Source organism: Herminiimonas arsenitoxidans (assembly GCF_900130075.1).
GTDB lineage: Bacteria > Pseudomonadota > Gammaproteobacteria > Burkholderiales > Burkholderiaceae_D > Oxalicibacterium > Oxalicibacterium arsenitoxidans.
The window spans coordinates 2,753,211-2,775,134 of the sequence record NZ_LT671418.1; the positions used below are offsets into that span (position 1 = coordinate 2,753,211).

Sequence of the window (21,924 nt, forward strand, 5' to 3'; positions counted from 1 at the left end):
GAATTCAGCTTGATAGACCTGAAGCGCCGCTTGTTTCTTGTCTGTATTGCACGTCATGACGAAATTGTGTCGTCCTATGACGCTGTATTTATCAAATTGCGATGACATCGTTTAACAAATGTAATATTGTTGTACGGAAACTTTCATTCTGCACTCGCGCTGTCATCCAGGCGCACGCTCATTTTTTGGCTTTGAAACACCATGCAAGAACTCGCCGGACTAACCGCACTGATTATTGAGCCGCATGCGGGTATGCGGGCCAGTATTCACAACATGCTGAGCATAGGTGGCATCAGCAAGATCGAGTATGCGGCCAGCTCAGGCAGCGCAATCCGTCCCTTGAAACACAAGATGTTCGATCTGGTGATCTGCGAATACGATCTGGGCGAAGGCCAGGATGGTCAGCAATTGCTGGAGGACTTGCGGCATCACAAGATCATTCCGCCATCTACGGTATTCATTATGGTCACGGCCGAGCGCAATCATGAAAAAGTCGTGAGCGCGGCGGAATTGGCGTTGAACGATTATGTGCTGAAGCCGTTCACGGCAGAAACGCTGATGGATCGTATCGCCAAAGCCATAGAAAAGCGTAATGCCTTCATACCGATTTACCAGCTGATCGAGCATGGGAATCTGAGCGAAGCGATCAATGCCTGCGTTGCAAGTGAGCGCACGCACACACGTTATCAGGCGGAATTTATACGTCTGCGTGCCGAGTTGCACATCACCTTGGGCGAATTGACGGAAGCGGAAGCGATCTATTCCGAGCTTTTCGCCAAGCGCTCTATCGCATGGGCGCGTCTGGGTTTGGCAACCAGTTTGTACATGCAAGACCGCTTCGAAGAAGCGGAAGAAATGCTGACTTCACTGGTCGCCGAGAAAAAGCAGTTTCTGGAAGCCTACGATTGGCTGGCCAAAACGCAGGAAGCCCGAGGGCAAATGCAGCAAGCGCAAACCACGCTGGAACATGCGGTCACGCGTTCCCCGCATGCCTTGCAGCGCTTGCGCAAGCTGGGCAATGTCGCGCTGGAAACTGGTGACACGGAAACCGCCCATCGGGTTTTTCAGCAAGTCATCAATAAAGCCAAATTTTCTGAGTTCCGCGAGCCGGAAGATCACGTGCATTTGGTCAAAACATCGATAGCCAAGGGTGAAGTAAAACTCGTTTCTTCCATTATTCGCGATCTTGCAAAATCCTTGGCCAACATCAAGAAAACGCCAGCCTGTCGCGCTTTGGCTGCTGCCATGCTGCATAAACACAATGGCGATACGGAGCTGGCAGTAGAGGAATTGGGTGCTGCCGTCCTTGCTTGCAAGGAACCTATAGGTTTATCGAACGATACCAAAATGACTTTGGCGCTGAATTGTCTGGAAAATGGCATGGAGCAAGATGCCGTGGAAGTTATGACTTCGGTGGTCGGTAACGCTTCAACCAACGTGGCGATGACGAGGGCTATGCGTTTATTCAGAGAAGCCGGGCGCGAAGATTTGGGCAAGCGCGTCACACGCGAAAGTAAAAGCCAAGTCGTCGATTTGGTATCGGCCGGTGCCGAGAAGGCGCGTCTTGGCGATTATCACGGCGCAGTCGCCTTGATGTCGGAAGCGGCAGATAAATTGCCGGAAAACCCGCAAGTGGTTTTCAATGCAGCCGTTGCGGTGCTGAAATGCCTGGATAGTCTGGGGTGGGATGAGCAATTGGGCGAGCAGGCGCGTACTTATATTAGTAATGCGCGTCGTCTTGATCCGCGCAATCCGAGACTCTCCTTGCTCGCCAGTATGTATCGCGACATTCTGAAGAAGTACGCGATGGAACGTGCCTATGGCGTACTACCAGCCAAGGCTGTCAGCAACGTCGCGCAGATTGAAAAACAATAAATAGCCTGCTTAGGATGCAACCAGAATTGCATTTGCCAATTCTGGTGGACGTGCGATCACCGCGCGTTGATGAAAGCGAACGATCGGGCGTTGCAATAATTTTGGATGCGCTGCTAGTGCGCGCAGCAAGCTTGCATCATCGGCATGCGCTAATTTCAAGCTTGTGAATTCGTCTTCATTGTCGCGCACCATGTCGCGTACGCTAACGGCTTGTTCTGATTGCAGAATGTGGTGCAGCTCCGTCAATTGAGCCTGCGTCAGCGGCGTTTTTTGATAATCAACGACATCTAAAGTCAGACCGTGTTGTGTCGCAAATTGCTGCGCCAGTTCCAATGCGCCGCGCGATTTCGAACAACGTGGATTGTGATAAATGATGAGCATGGTGTTTGAATTCAAAAAGTTAATGGATAAGGCGATAGCTTGCATTATCCCGTTTTCAGAGCAATTCAGTGGTCGACATGATGACGAGCTTCGCAGTCTTCCTTGCCTGTGCTGAAAGAGATCTACTTATAATTCGTGATGTTATGGTTGGGTTTAATGTTAATTTGACTGATGTTCAGCGATTTTTATGTATTTTTCATCAATTCGGATTGAGCGTGGATAATTTGCTGATACGCGCTGTCTACTTCTTCTCGATACTAAAGTGATGCCATGTCTGACACCTCTGATAGCAACTTGCCACCTGTTAAGCCTTCATCTTCCGACGCCGCACCAGATTCAGCTGCACCAGATCCAGTTTCTCCGCCGGCAACGCCTGCTGCCGAGCCGCAAATAGCACCTCTGCCTCCCGCTTTCAATTTCGCGACCAAGCCGGATTTTGGCAAGCACAGTACGCCTGCTTATCAAATGCCGGACGATACGCCGTGGAAGCAAACTTGGCGTATTTTCCAGGCGCGTCTGCAAAGTTTGTCCGAGCAAGTAGGGCGGCGCCTGACGCAGCGCACACTCAAGATTGGTGTTTCTGCCCGTATTTTTCATCCGGAAAGCGGCGCCAAGGGTTTGCAGGGGAAGACCTTGCAATACCTTGAAGAGTCTATTGCACAGTGGGTGATGTCGCGTGATGTGCTGGTGTTGATGATCCCGACCGTCAACACGAACGGTCTTTTGCATCCGAGCAAAATTCGTTTGCGCGATTACGCCAAGCATCTGGATGGCTTGGTGTTGCAAGGCGGTGCTGACGTTGCGCCGCAGACTTACTCCCAAACGGCGACACGGCCGGAATGGAGCGGCGACAGTTCGCGCGATATGTATGAATTGGAACTGCTGCACGAATTCATTGAAGCGGGTAAGCCGGTGTTAGGCATATGCCGTGGTTGCCAGTTAATCAATGTTGCCTTTGGCGGTACCTTGTATCAAGACATCGCAACCGATGTGCCGACGGCAATGCCGCACGTTAACGACTTGTACGATAGTCATCGCCATGCCATCCAGTTCCCGCCGGGATCTTCGCTGGCGTCTCTTTTCCAAGGGCAGACTGCGCCTTTGGTTAACTCGATACATCATCAAGCCGTGCGTGATTTAGGGCGCGATCTGATGATCGAGGCGATATCGGCAACTGACAATATTGTCGAAGCGGTGCGCTATACGAAAGCCCGTTTTGTCATGGGTTTGCAATGGCATCCGGAATTCCATCGTGCGGGTGGTTCGGAGCTGCTCGATTGCACACCAATACTCGACAATTTCCTCCGCGCGGCACGAGAAACGCGTTTCTAATCCCCGTTTTGTCGATTCGGCATGAAAAAAGAACGAATAATTTGAAAAAATTAGTCGAAGAATCGTTGCAAGTTGTTGACAAGGTGGGTCGACTCCCCTATAGTTTGGGGTTCCCCGCGGAGGGGTGGCCGAGTGGTTAATGGCAGCAGACTGTAAATCTGCCTTCTTACGAATACGCTGGTTCGAATCCAGCCCCCTCCACCAAGTTTTTAGCAGCAAAAAGAACAAAAGAAGTGAGTTGTGTAGTGGTGGCCCTCGCGGGTGTAGCTCAATGGTAGAGCTGAAGCCTTCCAAGCTTATGACGAGGGTTCGATTCCCTTCACCCGCTCCAGTTTTTAAAGGTTGGACGTGCCGCAGTGGTTGGTATCGGACGGCTAGTTTGCCCTTTTAGCTCAGTGGTAGAGCACTCCCTTGGTAAGGGAGAGGCCACGTGTTCAATCCACGTAAAGGGCACCAAAGAATTCAGTTGTTCATTTTTATCGGTAAGTCGGTCGGGCGTTTGCCTGAACATTCTCATCAAAATTGTTAGGAGTCTAAGATGGCAAAAGGCAAATTCGAGCGGACCAAGCCGCACGTGAATGTGGGCACAATTGGTCACGTCGATCATGGTAAAACCACATTGACGGCAGCGATTGCGACCGTGTTGTCGAAGAAATTTGGCGGCGAAGCTAAAGCGTACGATCAAATTGACGCAGCGCCAGAAGAAAAAGCGCGCGGCATCACGATCAACACCGCACACGTCGAATACGAAACAGCAAACCGTCACTACGCCCACGTTGACTGCCCAGGCCATGCTGATTATGTTAAAAACATGATTACTGGTGCTGCACAGATGGACGGCGCGATCCTGGTTTGCTCCGCAGCAGACGGTCCTATGCCACAAACTCGCGAACACATCCTGTTGTCGCGTCAAGTTGGTGTTCCATACATCATCGTCTTCTTGAACAAAGCAGACATGGTCGATGACGCAGAATTGCTGGAATTGGTCGAAATGGAAGTGCGTGAGCTCCTCTCCAAATACGAATTCCCAGGCGACGACTTGCCTATCATCAAAGGTTCCGCTAAGTTGGCACTCGAAGGCGACACAGGTCCATTGGGCGAACAAGCAATCCTGGCGCTCGCAGAAGCCCTCGACAGCTACATCCCAACACCAGAACGCGCAGTTGACGGCGCATTCCTGTTGCCAGTAGAAGACGTATTCTCGATCTCCGGTCGCGGTACCGTTGTTACCGGTCGTATCGAACGCGGTATCGTCAAAGTTGGCGAAGCCCTCGAAATCGTTGGTATCCGTGACACCCAAGTCACCACCTGTACTGGTGTTGAAATGTTCCGCAAATTGCTCGACCAAGGTCAAGCAGGCGACAACGTCGGCGTATTGCTGCGTGGTACCAAGCGTGAAGACGTGGAACGTGGTCAAGTTCTGGCAAAGCCAGGTTCGATCAAGCCACACAAACATTTCACAGGCGAAATCTACGTACTGTCGAAAGACGAAGGCGGCCGTCACACACCATTCTTCAACAACTACCGTCCACAGTTCTACTTCCGTACAACGGACGTAACTGGTTCGATCGAGTTGCCGAAGGATAAAGAAATGGTTATGCCAGGCGACAACGTGTCGATCACAGTAATGTTGATCAACCCGATCGCGATGGAAGAAGGTCTGCGTTTCGCTATCCGTGAAGGCGGTCGTACCGTCGGCGCTGGTGTCGTCGCTAAAATTATTGAGTAATAAATGAATGCTGCGGCGATCTCGATGTTGAGATCGCCGTTAGTGGTTCAAGTAGTGGTAGTGTAAAAACCGTAGGGGCGTAGCTCAATTGGCAGAGTGTCGGTCTCCAAAACCGAAGGTTGGGGGTTCGAGGCCCTCCGCCCCTGCCACCGATTCTGGTGCAGGGCATCGAAAGTAAAGTGTAATGGCTAATCAACCCGTAGAAACTGTTGGCGCGTCAGGCGATAAGATCAAGATCGTTTTGGCGATTCTTGCCGCAATCGCGGGCGTAGTCGGATTCTATTTTTTGTCGGATAAAGCAACGGCAGTTCGTGTTGCAGCATTGGTTGGTGGTTTGCTTGTGGCAATTGCGATTGCATGGACATCTGCATCGGGTCGCGACTTCCTCAATTTTTCAAAAGAAGCAGTTCGCGAGACCAAAAAAGTAGTTTGGCCAACACGTAAAGAAGCATTGCAGATGACCGCAATTGTTTTTGGTTTCGTTTTGGTCATGGCGCTTTTCCTGTGGGGTACGGATAAGTTACTCGAAGTTGTGCTGTACGACCTGATTTTGGGCTGGAAAAGATAATGAGCGACAATATTCAGGATGATGCGCAAGACGGTGCGCCAAGTGCCGCCGCTGCAGCAGCTTCCACTAGTAAGAAACGTTGGTATGTCGTGCACGCCTATTCCGGTATGGAAAAGAGCGTGCAACGTGCGTTAATAGAGCGTGCAACGCGCGCCGGCATGGAAGACAAGTTTGGGCAAATTCTGGTGCCTACCGAAGAAGTGATCGAAGTAAAAAACGGTCAAAAATCGGTTAGCGAACGCCGCTTTTTCCCAGGCTATGTTCTCGTCGAAATGGAAATGACCGACGAAACATGGCATCTGGTCAAGAATACGAACAAAGTAACCGGCTTCATCGGTGGCAAGTCCAACAAGCCTACCCCGATTCCGCCGCACGAAGTCGACAAGATCATGCAGCAAATGCAGGATGGCGTCGAAAAGCCACGTCCAAAAGTGTTGTACGAAGTGGGCGAGCTGGTGCGTATCAAGGATGGTCCGTTCACCGATTTCAACGGCAATGTTGAAGAAGTCAATTACGAGAAATCCAAGGTTCGCGTATCGGTAACGATCTTCGGTCGTGCTACACCGGTAGAGCTGGAATTCGGTCAAGTCGAAAAAGTTTGATTCTGTAAAGCATTAACGCACTCCGTAGCGTCTGACGCGTCAAGTTTCAGGAATTCGGAAGCAGTAAAAAAGAGGAGCCACAGTAATAAGCCGCAAGGCAAGTGAACAGGCGCTACCACTCAATCAATGTAGGAGCCATCATGGCAAAGAAAATCATTGGTTTTATCAAGCTGCAAGTTCCAGCTGGTAAAGCAAACCCATCCCCACCAATCGGACCTGCTTTGGGTCAACGTGGTCTGAATATCATGGAATTCTGCAAAGCGTTTAACGCGCAGACTCAAGGTGTTGAGCCAGGTATGCCAATTCCGGTTGTGATCACCGCGTTTGCGGACAAGTCTTTCACTTTCGTGATGAAGACTCCTCCAGCAACGTACCTGATCAAAAAAGCAGCAAACCTGACCAAAGGTTCGGCTAAGCCACATACCGACAAAGTCGGCAAGATCACACGTGCACAAGCTGAAGAAATCGCTACAACTAAACGGCCGGATTTGACGGCTGCCGACATGGATGCAGCTGTGCGTACTATCGCCGGTTCCGCACGTTCCATGGGCATCACGGTGGAGGGTCTGTAATGGCTAAGTTATCGAAACGCGTTAAAGCATTTAAAGCAAAAGTTGATCGTACCAAAGCGTACCCATTCGACAATGCACTTGCTTTGATCAAAGAATGCGCATCCGCTAAATTCAACGAATCGATCGACGTATCGGTTCAATTGGGTGTTGATGCTAAGAAATCTGACCAAGTTGTTCGTGGTTCCGTAGTTTTGCCAGCTGGTACCGGTAAATCGGTCCGCGTTGCAGTATTTGCAACTGGCGAAAAAGCAGAACAAGCGAAAGCAGCTGGTGCTGATATCGTTGGTATGGAAGATCTGGCTGAGCAAATCAAAGCCGGCAACATGCCTTTCGACATCGTCATCGCATCGCCAGATACCATGCGTATCGTTGGTACCTTGGGTCAAATCCTCGGCCCACGCGGCATGATGCCTAACCCTAAAGTTGGCACAGTTACACCTGACGTCGCTACTGCAGTTAAAAATGCAAAAGCTGGTCAAGTGCAATACCGTACCGACAAGGCTGGCATTATCCACGCAACTATCGGTCGTAAATCATTTACCGACGAAGCACTCAAATCCAACTTGTTGGCTTTGATTGATGCGTTGACCAAAGCTAAGCCAGCGACCAGCAAAGGTGTTTACCTGCGTAAAGTTTCGCTGTCGTCAACGATGGGCGCTGGTGTACGCGTCGATCAAACGACTCTGGCTGCTTAAGTTATTGAATTAAGTCCCATTGCCAATTTGGCGATGGGCGCATCTTTGGGCTGGACCTGATTCGGCAGTATTGAAGCAGGTTCAGGCAATCAAAGACCGTTGGGCGGCGTGCATGTAAGTTGTGTGCAAAGTTAAATGTGGAATCGGCAACGATCTCATACCCAACGCAGATGGTGAACCCGAACAAGTTTTGTAGTCTCTCGCTGGCTTGCCAGTACTGAACTCCTAACTTCGGACGCCGTGTTCGAACCGATGTGAGGCAAGCAATCAATGACGATTGTGTAAGCGCTGAACATCATTTTTGGAGGTTGATCTTGAGTCTCAATCTGAATGACAAAAAGGCCGTAGTCGCCGAAATCTCTGCCAAAGTTGCATCGGCACAGACCATCGTCGTGGCCGAATACCGTGGCATCCAGGTTGGTCACTTGACACAACTGCGCGCCAAAGCGCGGGACCAAGGTGTGTACTTGCGCGTATTGAAAAATACGCTGGCACGTCGCGCTGTTGAAGGTACCGCATTTGCCGACCTCGCTTCAGCAATGACCGGTCCGTTGATCTATTCGATCTCGGATGATGCCGTTGCAGCAGCAAAAGTCATCAATGACTTTGCTAAAACCAACGACAAATTGGTTGTTAAAGCAGGTAACTACGCAGGCAAGTCGCTTGATAAAGCGGCTGTTGCAGCGTTGGCAAATATTCCTAGCCGTGAAGTCCTGCTGGCCCAAGTCTTGGGCATGATGCTGGTTCCGGTTGCGAGCTTTACGCGTGGTCTGGCTGCTCTTGCTGCACAAAAAGCTGAGGGCCAAGCGCCTGCAGCTGCAGCAGAACCAGCTGCCGAAGCGACCGAAGCAGCAGCGGAATAATAGGTTGCCGCAGAGATGCGGCCCTGCGCTCTTGTTTCGACGCTTCGCGTCAGTACCAATCAGATGTAATTATTGAAAAAAATTTAGGAGTTTCAAATGGCAATTAGCAAAGACGACATCCTGGAAGCCGTAGGCAACCTGACAGTTTTGGAATTGAATGACTTGGTTAAAGCATTCGAAGAAAAATTCGGCGTATCCGCTGCTGCAATGGCTGCTCCAGCAGCTGGCGGCGCAGCTGGTGGCGCTGCAGCTGAAGAGCAAACCGAATTCACAGTTATCCTGGCTGATTTCGGCGCGAACAAAGTTGGCGTAATTAAAGCAGTTCGTGAAATCACCGGTCTGGGCTTGAAAGAAGCTAAAGATCTGGTTGATGGCGCACCGAAACCTTTGAAAGAAGGCGTTTCGAAAGCGGATGCAGAAGCAGCGAAGAAAAAACTGGAAGAAGCTGGCGCAAAAGCAGAAATCAAGTAATTTCGATTTGCCCGCGCTACTTTACAGCGCTCGAGTCAAAGCACGAAACCTCCCGAAAGGGCGGTTCGGCTTTGGCTCCTTTGTCGTTCTTGATTTTATGTAGCTAAAGGCAGGCTTGGTTGACTTCATGTAATCTTGTCAGCATTTGGTTGTTAAAGGGCAGAGACTTGAGGTTTCAATGTTTCGAATTGTGTTGTTGCAATTCGGCAATGCAGCCTGAATCCTGAATTCTCTATCCTTCCCTGTCACTCACGGAGTGTCCATGCACTACTCATTTACTGAGAAAAAGCGCATTCGCAAATCATTCGCGAAACGCGCTAACGTTCACAACGTTCCGTTCCTGCTGGCGACCCAGCTCGAGTCTTACCACGGCTTTTTGCAAGAAGACAGAATACCGTCCCAACGCAAAAACGAAGGCTTGCAATCTGCCTTTACGTCGATTTTTCCTATCGTTTCGCACAATGGTTTTGCGCGCCTCGAATTCTTGTCATATGTGCTCGGCGATCCGCCGTTCAACATTAAAGAATGCCAACAACGTGGATTGACCTACGCGTCACCTCTGCGTGCCAAAGTTCGTCTGGTGATCCTGGATAAGGAATCGCCAACCAAGCCTGTCGTTAAAGAAATGAAAGAACAAGAAGTCTACATGGGCGAATTGCCTTTGATGACCTCGACCGGTTCCTTCGTGATTAACGGTACAGAGCGCGTTATCGTGTCGCAGTTGCATCGTTCGCCAGGCGTGTTCTTTGAACATGATCGCGGCAAGACGCACTCGTCCGGTAAATTGCTGTTCTCCGCACGTATCATTCCTTACCGCGGTTCATGGCTGGACTACGAATTCGATCCGAAAGACATCCTGTTCTTCCGCGTCGATCGTCGCCGCAAGATGCCTGTCACGATCCTGTTGAAGGCTATCGGCATGACGCCGGAACAAATCCTCGAAAACTTCTTCGTTTTCGATGATTTCGCATTGCATTCGGATGGTGCCGAGATGGCATTCGTTCCAGAACGCCTGCGCGGTGAAGTCGCTCGTTTCGACATCACTGACAAAACCGGTAAAGTACTGGTCGCAAAAGACAAGCGTATTAACAGCAAGCACGTCCGCGACGTAGAAGCTGCTGGTATCAAGCATATTTCGGTTCCGGAAGACTATCTGCTGGGCCGTATTCTGGCGAAAAACATCGTTGATAAAGAAACTGGCGAAGTCATTGCCAGCGCCAACGATGAATTGACAGAAGACCTGTTGGCGCGTCTGCGCGAAGGTAAAGTCACTCATATCCAAACGTTGTACACCAACGATCTGGATCAAGGCGGCTACATCTCGCAAACGCTGCGTATGGACGACACCAACGATCAGATGGCTGCAAAAGTCGCTATCTATCGCATGATGCGTCCAGGCGAACCGCCAACCGAAGATTCAGTTGAAGCATTGTTCAACGGCTTGTTCTACAACGCAGATCGTTACGATTTGTCGGCTGTCGGCCGTATGAAATTCAATCGTCGTATCGGTCGTGATGAATTGACCGGCACCATGACACTGTCGAACGAAGACGTGTTGGCAGTGATCAAGATTCTGGTTGAGTTGCGCAATGGTCGCGGCGAAGTCGATGATATCGATCACTTGGGTAACCGTCGCGTACGTTGCGTCGGCGAATTGGCTGAGAACCAATTCCGTGCTGGTCTGGTTCGTGTTGAGCGCGCTGTTAAAGAGCGTCTCGGCCAAGCTGAAGCCGACAACCTGATGCCGCATGATCTGATCAACTCCAAGCCAATTTCGGCTGCGATCCGTGAATTCTTCGGTTCGTCGCAGTTGTCACAGTTTATGGATCAAACCAATCCATTGTCGGAAATCACGCACAAACGTCGTATTTCTGCACTTGGACCTGGCGGTTTGACACGTGAACGTGCCGGCTTTGAAGTTCGTGACGTACATCCGACTCACTACGGTCGTGTGTGCCCAATCGAAACACCGGAAGGTCCGAACATTGGTTTGATCAACTCGCTGGCTATGTATGCTCGCTTGAACGAATACGGTTTCCTCGAAACCCCATATCGTAAAGTTGAAGGCAGCAAAGTCACGACTCAGATCGACTATTTGTCCGCAATTGAAGAAGGTCGTTACATCATCGCTCAGGCGAATGCGACGATCGACAAAGCTGGTATGTTGTCCGATGAACTGGTTTCCGCACGTGAAGCTGGTGAAACGATTCTGGTATCGCCAGAACGTGTCCAGTACATGGACGTAGCGACAGGTCAAGTTGTGTCGGTTGCTGCTTCGTTGATTCCGTTCCTCGAACACGATGATGCGAACCGCGCATTGATGGGTGCCAACATGCAACGTCAGGCTGTTCCTTGCCTGCGTCCAGAAAAAGCATTGGTTGGTACCGGTATCGAACGCACAGTTGCAGTCGATTCGGGTACGACCGTTCAAGCATTGCGTGGCGGTATCGTTGATTACATCGATGCAGGCCGCGTCGTGATTCGCGTCAATGACGACGAAGCACAAGCTGGTGAAGTCGGTGTTGATATCTACAACCTGATCAAGTACACCCGTTCGAACCAAAACACGAACATCAATCAACGTCCTATCGTGCAAGTTGGCGATCGCGTTGCTAAACATGACGTTATCGCCGACGGCGCATCGACTGACTTGGGCGAACTCGCTCTGGGTCAAAACATGCTGATCGCGTTTATGCCATGGAACGGTTACAACTTCGAAGATTCGATTCTGATCTCTGAAAAAGTTGTGGCTGATGACCGTTACACCTCGATTCACATCGAAGAGTTGTCGGTTGTTGCACGTGATACCAAGTTGGGTGCCGAAGAAATCACACGTGATATCTCGAACCTGGCTGAAAACCAACTGGCGCGTCTGGATGAATCCGGTATCGTCTACATCGGTGCAGAAGTGACCGCTGGCGACACACTGGTCGGTAAAGTAACGCCTAAAGGCGAAACACAACTGACCCCGGAAGAAAAACTGCTGCGCGCGATTTTCGGCGAAAAAGCATCTGACGTAAAAGATACATCGTTGCGCGTACCGTCCGGCATGGTCGGCACCGTGATTGACGTGCAAGTGTTTACGCGTGAAGGTATTCCACGCGACAAACGTGCACAACAGATTATCGATGACGAACTGCAACGCTATCGTTTGGATTTGAATGATCAGTTGCGTATCGTTGAAGGCGATGCATTCCAGCGTCTGGAAAAAATGTTGATCGGCAAAGTCGTCAACGGCGGTCCTAAGAAAATCGCTAAGGGCGCGAAAATCACTAAAGAGTATTTGGACGATCTGGACAAATACCACTGGTTCGATATTCGCCCTGCAGACGACACATCGGCAAATGCTTTGGAAGCAATCAAGGAATCCATCGCTGAAAAACGCCATCAGTTCGATCTGGCATTTGAAGAAAAACGCAAGAAACTGACGCAAGGCGATGAATTACCGCCAGGCGTACAGAAGATGGTCAAAGTGTATCTGGCAGTCAAACGTCGCCTGCAACCTGGTGACAAGATGGCGGGCCGTCACGGTAACAAAGGTGTGGTTTCACGCATCTTGCCTATCGAAGACATGCCGCACATGGCTGACGGTACACCAGCAGACGTCGTGCTGAACCCATTGGGTGTTCCATCGCGTATGAACGTTGGTCAGGTGTTGGAAGTTCACTTGGGCTGGGCAGCTAAAGGTCTGGGCTTGCGTATTGGCGAAATGCTGACTGCACAAGTACAAATCGCTGAACTGCGCAAATTCCTGGCTGCGATTTATAACGAATCTGGCAAAACGGAAGATCTGGACAGCTTCAGCGATGCAGAAATCCTGGAATTGGCTGGTAACCTGAAAAACGGCGTGCCGTTCGCAACACCGGTGTTTGACGGTGCTGATGAATCGGAAACCCGTCGCATGTTGGATCTGGCTTACCCAGATCACATTGCGAAGCAATTGGGCATGACCGCTTCCAAGAACCAAGTCACGATGTATGACGGTCGTACCGGTGAAGCGTTTGAGCGTTCTGTAACCGTCGGTTACATGCACTACCTCAAACTGCATCACTTGGTTGATGACAAGATGCATGCTCGTTCGACCGGTCCTTACTCGCTGGTTACGCAGCAACCACTGGGCGGTAAAGCTCAGTTCGGTGGCCAGCGTTTCGGTGAGATGGAAGTCTGGGCACTGGAAGCATACGGCGCGTCTTACGTCTTGCAAGAGATGTTGACCGTCAAGTCCGATGACGTGAATGGCCGTACCAAAGTGTACGAAAATCTCGTCAAGGGCGACCACGTCATCGACGCCGGCATGCCGGAATCCTTCAACGTTCTCGTTAAGGAAATCCGCTCGCTGGGTATCGATATCGACCTGGAACGCGACTGATGTAAAGCAAGGGAGGAAGGACATGACGTCCTTCCTCCCTTTGCTGCTTGAAATTTAGTATTGAAGTAAAAGTAGTCAGTAAAAAATAGTAAGAACGAAAATAGCAGTTTTTGGAAGTGTCGTCTGTCCCGGTATGCGCGGAACTTAGCTCGCGAAGCTTAGCTCTCCCGCCCATGCGAACAGGGTTTAAAGCAGCGCCGGCACAACCGTCTCATCATCAAGCGTTTTTTCACGCCAACTGGAGTGATACATGAAAGCACTGCTCGATCTATTCAAGCAAGTTCAGCAAAATGAACAATTCGACGCGATCAAAATTGGTCTGGCGTCTCCTGAAAAAATCCGTTCGTGGTCCTACGGCGAAGTCAAGAAGCCGGAAACCATCAACTATCGTACTTTCAAGCCTGAACGTGACGGCTTGTTTTGCGCAAAAATCTTTGGCCCTATCAAAGATTACGAATGCCTTTGCGGTAAATACAAACGCCTGAAACATCGCGGCGTTATCTGCGAAAAGTGCGGCGTTGAAGTTACGTTGGCTAAAGTGCGTCGTGAACGCATGGGCCACATCGAGTTGGCATCGCCAACTGCACACATCTGGTTCCTGAAATCGCTGCCATCCCGTTTGGGTATGGTGCTCGATATGACCTTGCGGGATATCGAACGCGTACTGTATTTCGAAGCCTACGTTGTGACCGATCCAGGCATGACTCCGCTGAAAAAATGCCAGATCATGTCGGAAGACGACTACGCAGCTAAATACGAAGAATTCGGCGACGACTTCACCGCATTCATGGGCGCCGAAGGTATCCGTGAATTGCTGCGCGCTATCGACATCGATCGCGATGCTGAAATGCTGCGTCAGGAATTGAAAGATTCCAAATCCGAAGCCAAGATCAAGAAATACGCTAAGCGCTTGAAAGTGCTGGAAGCGTTCCAACGTTCGGGCATCAAGCCTGATTGGATGATCATGGAAGTGTTGCCAGTATTGCCGCCAGAACTGCGCCCATTGGTGCCGCTGGATGGTGGTCGCTTTGCAACCTCCGATCTGAACGATTTGTATCGCCGCGTCATCAACCGTAACAACCGTTTGAAGCGTTTGATGGAACTCCGCGCGCCGGAAATCATCACCCGCAACGAAAAACGTATGTTGCAAGAAGCGGTCGATTCGCTGCTGGATAACGGCCGTCGCGGTAAAGCGATGACTGGCGCTAACAAGCGTCCGCTGAAATCGCTGGCAGAAATGATCAAAGGCAAGGGCGGTCGTTTCCGTCAAAACTTGCTGGGCAAACGCGTCGATTACTCGGGTCGTTCCGTTATCGTTGTGGGCCCACAACTGAAATTGCATCAATGCGGCTTGCCAAAATTGATGGCTTTGGAATTGTTCAAGCCATTCATTTTCAACAAGCTTGAATTGATGGGCTTGGCGACAACGATCAAGGCTGCGAAAAAACTGGTTGAGATTCAAGAACCAGTCGTGTGGGACATCCTGGAAGACGTGATCCGTGAACATCCGGTCATGTTGAACCGTGCGCCTACCTTGCACCGTTTGGGTATCCAAGCGTTTGAACCAGTCCTGATCGAAGGTAAAGCAATTCAATTGCACCCGCTGGTCTGTGCTGCATTTAACGCCGACTTTGACGGCGATCAAATGGCGGTTCACGTTCCATTGTCGATCGAAGCACAGATGGAAGCACGCACATTGATGCTGTCTTCGAACAACATCTTGTTCCCATCGAACGGCGAACCATCGATCGTTCCTTCGCAAGATATCGTGTTGGGTCTGTACTACGCGAGCCGCGAAGCGATCAACGCCAAAGGCGAAGGCATGATCTTCCCGGACGTTTCGGAAGTCATCCGCGCCTACGACAACAAAATGGTTGAGCTGGCAACGCGTATCACTGTTCGTATCACCGAGTATCCAAAAAATGTGGAAACCGGCGAATTCGAAAAAACAGTTACTCGTTACGAAACCACAGTTGGTCGCGCAATCCTGTCCGAAATTCTGCCTAAAGGCTTGCCGTTCTCAGTATTGAACCGCGCGCTGAAAAAGAAAGAAATTTCGCGTCTGATCAACTTGTCCTTCCGTAAGTGCGGTCTGCGCGCAACGGTAGTATTTGCTGATCAATTGCTGCAATCAGGTTTCCGCTTGGCGACACGTGCCGGTATCTCGATTTGCGTCGATGACATGCTGGTACCGAAAGAAAAAGTCAACATCATCGCGACGGCTGAAGGCGAAGTTAAACAGATCGAACAGCAATACTCGTCCGGTCTGGTTACTGCTGGTGAACGTTACAACAAAGTGGTTGATATCTGGGGCAAAGCAGGCGATGACGTCGGCAAGGCCATGATGGATCAACTCAAGGTTGAAGACGTTACCAAACGCGACGGCACCAAAACCACACAAGAATCGTTCAACGCGATTTACATGATGGCCGATTCCGGTGCGCGCGGTTCCGCAGCACAGATTCGTCAGCTGGCCGGTATGCGTGGTCTGATGGCGAAACCGGATGGTTCCATTATTGAAACGCCGATCACCGCGAACTTCCGCGAAGGTCTGAACGTTTTGCAGTACTTCATCTCGACTCACGGTGCGCGTAAAGGTCTGGCCGATACCGCTCTGAAAACAGCGAACTCGGGTTACCTGACACGTCGTCTGGTTGACGTTACGCAAGATCTGGTTGTGATTGAGGATGATTGCGGTACGACAAACGGCGCATCGATGAAAGCGCTGGTTGAAGGCGGTGAAGTTATTGAAGCATTGCGTGACCGTATCCTCGGCCGCGTAGCGACTAACGACATCGTTAATCCTGAAACACAAGCAACCCTGTACGCGGCTGGCACATTGCTGGACGAAGACATGGTTGAAGAAATCGAACGCCTCGGCATCGATGAAGTAAAAGTACGTACACCATTGACTTGCGATACACGCTTCGGCCTGTGCGCAATGTGCTATGGCCGTGACTTGGGTCGCGGTTCGATGGTCAACGCCGGTGAAGCAGTAGGTGTTATCGCCGCACAATCGATCGGTGAGCCAGGTACTCAGTTGACGATGCGTACCTTCCACATTGGTGGTGCAGCGTCGCGTGCGGCAGTTGCTTCGTCGGTGGAAGCCAAATCGAACGGTACCGTACGCTTCACAGCAACGATGCGTTACGTCACCAACGGTAAAGGCGGTCAGATCGTCATTTCCCGTTCGGGCGAAGTGTTGATTACTGATGACTACGGTCGTGAGCGTGAACGTCATAAAGTACCGTACGGTGCAACCCTGATCGTCAAAGACGGCATGGTTATCAAAGCCGGTACCGCATTGGCAACATGGGATCCATTGACCCGTCCGATCATTACCGAATACACCGGTGTGGTGAAATTCGAGAACGTCGAAGAAGGTTCGACCGTTGCACGTCAGATCGATGAAGTGACTGGTCTGTCGACTCTGGTTGTTATCGATGCAAAACGTCGCGGTTCGGTTACCAAAACGTTGCGTCCACAGGTCAAACTGTTGAACGAACAAGGCGAAGAAGTGAAGATCGCCGGTACCGAGCACGCAGTGACGATCGGCTTCCAAGTCGGTGCGCTGATTACTGTTAAAGACGGCCAGCAAGTTACCGTCGGTGAAGTATTGGCACGTATCCCGACCGAATCGCAAAAAACACGTGACATCACCGGTGGTCTGCCGCGTGTTGCCGAATTGTTCGAAGCGCGTTCGCCGAAAGATGCCGGCATGCTGGCAGAAGTCACCGGTACGGTTGCGTTCGGTAAAGAAACCAAAGGTAAGCAACGTCTGGAAATCACAGACATGGACGGCAACAAGCACGAGTTCTTGATCACCAAGGACAAGCAAGTGCTGGTACATGACGGCCAAGTTGTGAACAAAGGCGAGATGATTGTTGACGGCCCAGCTGATCCACAAGACATTCTGCGTTTGTTGGGTATCGAAGCGCTGGCACGTTACATCGTCGACGAAGTTCAAGACGTGTACCGTTTGCAAGGCGTGAAGATCAACGACAAGCACATCGAAGTCATCGTGCGTCAGATGTTGCGTCGCGTACAAGTTGTTGATGCTGGCGATGCAAATTACATCGTGGGCGAACAAGTTGAACGTTCGGAACTGTTGGACGAAAACGATCGCGTGATTGCAGCGGGTAAGATTCCTGCAACCTACGAAAACGTATTGCTGGGTATTACCAAAGCATCGTTGTCGACCGATTCCTTCATCTCGGCTGCGTCGTTCCAAGAAACGACACGTGTTCTTACCGAAGCTGCGATCATGGGTAAACGCGATGGTCTGCGTGGCTTGAAAGAAAACGTGATCGTTGGTCGCTTGATCCCTGCTGGTACCGGTTTGGCATTCCACCGTGCTCGCAAGGAAAAAGAATCGTGGGAAGCAGAAGAGCGTACAGCTCTGTTGCAATCCGAGAAAGCTGCTCGCGCAGCGGAAGCGGAAGCGCAATTTGCTGACGTTTCAAGCACCCCGGATAGCGATACCGACGCTTCGTAATTCAAGCTGTAGTTGAAGCATCTAACGGCATCAGGAGAAATCCTGGTGCCGTTTTTTTATGCTTGTTCTGTTTGGGTGCAGACAGCGTTCAGCTGTTGCATAGAAGCCTCATTTCTAAGTTGATCTGCAAATAATAATGATTATCATTTGAATGTAAGATATCATCACGTCCTGATGTTTGCCATCGGCAACATCGCTATTTTTATCGTGTGCCTTGCTTTACGAAGCCGCCACGCGAAAACACCAAAAAATTACGGCAGCCAGCATTACTTTCGCGAGCAACCTATCCACAATTAAAGGAATGGTTGTTATGAAGTTATGCAGGAAGAAACTCGCCTTGGCCACCATGCTCGTCTTGCAGCAATGGCCAGCACATCAAGCAGGTGCACAACAACTCAGCAAGCTCGATGAAATCACTGTGACCTCTACACGTGGTACCTCGGGCGACATCTCGCGTGCGGCAGCGACTGTATCTGTCATCACGGCAGAAGAGATGGAGCAGCAGAACGCTAAGGACATCAAGGATGCGCTGCGCTATGAGCCGGGCGTTGAAGTAAGGCGGGCAGTCAACCGCACCAGTGGTATCAGCGGAGCGAGTGCCACTGCCGGACGTGGCGGAAATGAAGGAATTACTATTCGCGGACTGGATGGCAACCGTGTGTTGTTATTGGAGGATGGCATCCCGGTTCCGCGAGCATTCAGCGTTGGTACTTTGAGTGCTGGACGCGGTAGTTATTTGGATACGGATTTGTATCAACGTATAGAAGTGTTACGTGGGCCAGCCTCGTCGATGTACGGCAGTGATGGCTTGACGGGCGCGGTTAATTTCGTGATTAAGGACCCGCAGGACTACCTGAATATCTTCAATAAGAATACGTACTTTGCATTACGTCCGTCCTATGACTCAGTAGATAACAGTTACGGTACGAGCGGAACATTTGCAATCGGTGGCGAGCGTTGGCAGGGTATGTTGCTACTAAATACCAGGCATGGGAAAGAGACGGATAACAAGGGTGAGCGGGATGTCATCGGTAGCACTCGCACGACGCCTGATCCATCAACGTATGACACTCAGTCGGCCTTGGGTCGTGTCGTGTTTCGTGCTACGGCGCAAGATGTCTTCAAGCTGACGTTGGCGACAACGGAAAATAAAACTTCGACTAATAGCCTGTCCGCTCTCGGTCCTGCTTCTGTTGGGACGGTTAGTGGTTATCAGACAACGAGCAATGTACAAAGTGATCGTGTCAGTTTGGCATACGAACGCGACGATGCCGAAAATACAGCCATTCAGAAAATTCGTGCCAATCTGTTTTATCGTGATGCAAAGACCAATCAATATACTTTTGAAAGCGGAACTGGTTCTGGAAGGCCGCGTTTCCGCAATGTAACGTATGAGGATACGGCGATCGGCGGTGGCGTGATGGCTGAAAGCCGTTTTGATCTCGGCTCAGTGCGTAATCAGCTGGTGTACGGAGTTGATGTCAGCAGGAGCACGCTAAGTCAACAAGCGAGCGGCACAGGTTGGACGGTTTGTACTGGAACGCAATATTGCGAACTATTTCCGAAAACGAATTACTCAATTTTTGGTGCTTATGTGCAGGACGATATGCGCTTTGGGAAGTTGAGTGTCATTCCGGGATTGCGTTATGACGCGTATGAGCTAAATCCTCAAGCGAGTGCGCGCTATGACGCACAAGCAAATGCGAATGGTCAGCCGGCTTCGCGTAGTAAAGATAATGCGCTCTCGCCAAGATTGGCATTTGTGTATGAGGTGACGCCGGCGTTGGTGCCTTATGCGCAATATGCACGAGGTTTCCGTGCGCCGTCGCCACATGAAGTGAACTCCTACTTCAACAATGTCGGTACTCCGAATCAATCGTACATGCAAATTGCTAATCCGAACCTGAAAGCGGAAACCAGCAATTCTTTTGAAATTGGTTTGCGTGGCAAGATGGACTTTGTAGATAGTCGCGTACGGTACAGCGCAGCTGCATTTGCTGGAAAATATAAAAATTTCATAGAGCTTGTGCAGATTGGCGGTAACTTCTCAGTTGCGACTCCTGCTATCAACCAATACATCAATGCATCTCGTGCAAACATCCATGGTGTGGAAGGGCGCGTTGACTGGCGCTGGAATGCGGGCTGGACGGTACGAGGTGGCTTTGCTTATACACAAGGCGATAGCATCAACCGGAATGGTGTGAAAGCCGGCCTGGATTCCATTTCTCCGTTGTCAGTCGTAGCGGGATTACGCTATGAGAAAAACCAAACTTGGTTTGTGCAAGGTGATGTGCTTTACAACACAGGGAAGAAGCGTAGCGACCTTGCATCACAAACTGTAACTGTCTCTAATCAAGCGCAGCCAGCGTTCGTCCCTTCATCGTTTGCCATTCTGGACCTATCGAGTGGTTATCGCTTCAGCAAAAACGTCAGTCTTAATGTCGGTGTACGAAATTTATTCGATCGCAAATATTGGGTCTGGAATGACGTGCGTGGACTTGGGCTTGCTGGCAATGCAGGCAATTTGGATGCTTACACCTCTCCCGGTCGCAGCCTCAATGCCAGTCTAAAAATCGAATACTAATAACCCGAACCCGACACCTTTGCGCATCTGCAAAAGCTGTCGGGTATTTTTTATAGAAAGAGGAAAACACAATGAGATACACAAAATTGATGAGTGCTTTACTGGCGACGTTGGCTTTGTCCGGCACGGCGCTGGCGGATGCAGATGCTGACGCCCTCAAGGCAAAACAAGTAGCCTTGCAAGCTGAGCAACCAGGTCTGTTTGCAAGAGACGTCGCGCAAAAACTCGGTGTCAGTGAAGCGAAACTGCTGGCAGCCGACATCGGTCGCGGTGCGACGCTGCTGCGCTCAGATGTGGCTACTTACAAAGCCTTGTTTAACCGTATGCACGAACTGGGTCGGATCAAGGCGATTACACGCAATGAAAACGGCGTCATCGAACGTACTGCAGTCGCGTTGCCGCCCAAGCTGGATGATAAAGGTCGTGTGATGCTGGGTAGCGGTTTCGTTGGTACCGAGATCGATTTGCGCTTCAAGATGGATAGCTGGGGTTATGCATTTGCGGTGGTCGCGCCCCGTGGCGGTGGCAGGACCAGCCGCAGCTTGCAATTCTTTGACAAGAATGGCGAGGCTATCCACAAGGTTTATCTGAACGATGAAAAAGGTGTGCCGGCGTTTGACAAGCTGGTGGCCGAGTTCAAGGCGGCGGATCAAAAGCCGAACTGGGCTGTCGCTGCCGTCAAGCCAGCGAAACCTTTGACCGACATGCATATCAAGGAACTGCGCAGTGCCTGGTACGAAATGACCGACGTGCATGAATTCCAGCGCCTGATTAATGACTTCGGTATTTCGCGCGAACGTGCGTTTGAACTGATCGGCACCGATGCTGCTTACAAAATCACCGGCAAGTCGGTGGAAGCCCTGCTGGAAACAGCTTCCAAGAAGGAGCAGCCGATTATGGTGTTTGTGAGCAACTCAGGCATGGTTCAGATCTATAGCGGCCTGATCGAGAAAACCGAGGCCAAGAACGGTTGGTTTAATGTGCTGGATCCGGACTTCGATCTGCATCTGCGCCAGTCAGGTGTCGATCACGGCTGGGTGGTGCGTCGCCCGGCCAAGAGCGGAACAATTACTTCGGTGGAATTCTATGATGCGAAAGGTGAGCAAGTTGTTAACTTTTTCTCCCGTCGCGATCAAGGCAAGGAAGAAACCAAAGTTTGGCGCGATATAGTTGGCAGTTTGGCACGCTTGCCTTAAGGATTTCGTTGCCGTGCGCGTAGCAATTAAGCATCGCGCGCGGCGTCGAATGAAAACTATCCTTGACCCTTGATAATTTGGGGAATATACTCGCGAGTTCTCGATTTTAAGCTCTGCTGGGCTTAAGCGTTCTTTGATCTGCCGTGTTGTAGTTCCTTCCTGGCAATTCCTGCGCGCTTTTTCCTTCATGGT

14 protein-coding genes and 4 tRNA genes are annotated in these 21,924 nt (G+C 50.7%); 17 read left to right on the forward strand and 1 reads right to left on the reverse strand.

Going from position 1 to position 21,924, the window contains the following annotated elements; all coding sequences use genetic code 11:
• The first annotated feature begins 201 nt into the window (after positions 1-201).
• Positions 202-1,875, forward strand: a complete 1,674-nt coding sequence (locus BQ6873_RS12970) for a response regulator (protein ID WP_076593017.1) — start codon at positions 202-204, stop codon at positions 1,873-1,875.
• A 9-nt stretch (positions 1,876-1,884) separates the two neighbouring features.
• On the opposite strand, the gene BQ6873_RS12975 is transcribed toward BQ6873_RS12970, so the two are convergent.
• Positions 1,885-2,256: an ArsC/Spx/MgsR family protein gene (locus BQ6873_RS12975; protein ID WP_076594128.1), complete on the reverse strand. Its 372-nt coding sequence runs from the start codon at positions 2,254-2,256 to the stop codon at positions 1,885-1,887.
• Positions 2,257-2,526: 270 nt separating this feature from the next.
• Here BQ6873_RS12975 and BQ6873_RS12985 point away from each other — a divergent pair, with 270 nt between their 5' ends.
• From BQ6873_RS12985 to BQ6873_RS13060, 16 genes are all read left to right on the forward strand, one after another.
• A complete protein-coding gene (locus BQ6873_RS12985; protein ID WP_076593019.1) occupies positions 2,527-3,588 on the forward strand; it encodes a gamma-glutamyl-gamma-aminobutyrate hydrolase family protein in 1,062 nt (353 codons plus the stop codon).
• Between the two features lie 118 nt (positions 3,589-3,706).
• Positions 3,707-3,792, forward strand: a tRNA-Tyr gene (locus BQ6873_RS12990).
• A 53-nt stretch (positions 3,793-3,845) separates the two neighbouring features.
• Positions 3,846-3,919, forward strand: a tRNA-Gly gene (locus tag BQ6873_RS12995).
• A gap of 50 nt (positions 3,920-3,969) precedes the next feature.
• Positions 3,970-4,044 (forward strand) — tRNA-Thr (locus BQ6873_RS13000).
• 82 nt (positions 4,045-4,126) lie between these two features.
• Positions 4,127-5,317 carry an elongation factor Tu gene (tuf, locus tag BQ6873_RS13005; protein ID WP_076593020.1) on the forward strand — a complete coding sequence of 397 codons (1,191 nt, stop codon included), beginning with the start codon at positions 4,127-4,129 and terminating at the stop codon, positions 5,315-5,317.
• A gap of 73 nt (positions 5,318-5,390) precedes the next feature.
• Positions 5,391-5,466 (forward strand) — tRNA-Trp (locus BQ6873_RS13010).
• Between the two features lie 35 nt (positions 5,467-5,501).
• Positions 5,502-5,885, forward strand: a complete 384-nt coding sequence (gene secE, locus BQ6873_RS13015) for a preprotein translocase subunit SecE (RefSeq protein WP_076593021.1) — start codon at positions 5,502-5,504, stop codon at positions 5,883-5,885.
• Positions 5,885-6,487 carry a transcription termination/antitermination protein NusG gene (nusG, locus tag BQ6873_RS13020; protein WP_076593022.1) on the forward strand — a complete coding sequence of 201 codons (603 nt, stop codon included), beginning with the start codon at positions 5,885-5,887 and terminating at the stop codon, positions 6,485-6,487. The genes secE and nusG overlap by 1 nt, the downstream gene beginning before the upstream one ends.
• Before the next feature lie 140 nt (positions 6,488-6,627).
• Positions 6,628-7,059: a 50S ribosomal protein L11 gene (rplK, locus tag BQ6873_RS13025; protein WP_076593023.1), complete on the forward strand. Its 432-nt coding sequence runs from the start codon at positions 6,628-6,630 to the stop codon at positions 7,057-7,059.
• Complete coding sequence (gene rplA, locus BQ6873_RS13030) at positions 7,059-7,754, forward strand: 50S ribosomal protein L1 (protein ID WP_076593024.1); 696 nt, start codon at positions 7,059-7,061, stop codon at positions 7,752-7,754. The genes rplK and rplA overlap by 1 nt, the downstream gene beginning before the upstream one ends.
• Before the next feature lie 314 nt (positions 7,755-8,068).
• Positions 8,069-8,617, forward strand: a complete 549-nt coding sequence (rplJ, locus tag BQ6873_RS13035) for a 50S ribosomal protein L10 (RefSeq protein WP_076593025.1) — start codon at positions 8,069-8,071, stop codon at positions 8,615-8,617.
• A gap of 96 nt (positions 8,618-8,713) precedes the next feature.
• A complete protein-coding gene (gene rplL, locus BQ6873_RS13040) occupies positions 8,714-9,088 on the forward strand; it encodes a 50S ribosomal protein L7/L12 (RefSeq protein ID WP_076593026.1) in 375 nt (124 codons plus the stop codon).
• A gap of 262 nt (positions 9,089-9,350) precedes the next feature.
• Complete coding sequence (rpoB, locus tag BQ6873_RS13045) at positions 9,351-13,457, forward strand: DNA-directed RNA polymerase subunit beta (RefSeq protein ID WP_076593027.1); 4,107 nt, start codon at positions 9,351-9,353, stop codon at positions 13,455-13,457.
• Positions 13,458-13,707: 250 nt separating this feature from the next.
• Positions 13,708-17,952: a DNA-directed RNA polymerase subunit beta' gene (gene rpoC, locus BQ6873_RS13050; protein WP_076593028.1), complete on the forward strand. Its 4,245-nt coding sequence runs from the start codon at positions 13,708-13,710 to the stop codon at positions 17,950-17,952.
• 310 nt (positions 17,953-18,262) lie between these two features.
• Positions 18,263-20,536, forward strand: coding sequence for a TonB-dependent hemoglobin/transferrin/lactoferrin family receptor (locus BQ6873_RS13055; protein ID WP_076593029.1), 2,274 nt, complete (start codon positions 18,263-18,265; stop codon positions 20,534-20,536).
• 71 nt (positions 20,537-20,607) lie between these two features.
• Positions 20,608-21,732, forward strand: coding sequence for a hemin-degrading factor (locus BQ6873_RS13060; RefSeq protein WP_076593030.1), 1,125 nt, complete (start codon positions 20,608-20,610; stop codon positions 21,730-21,732).
• Positions 21,733-21,924: the final 192 nt, after the last annotated feature.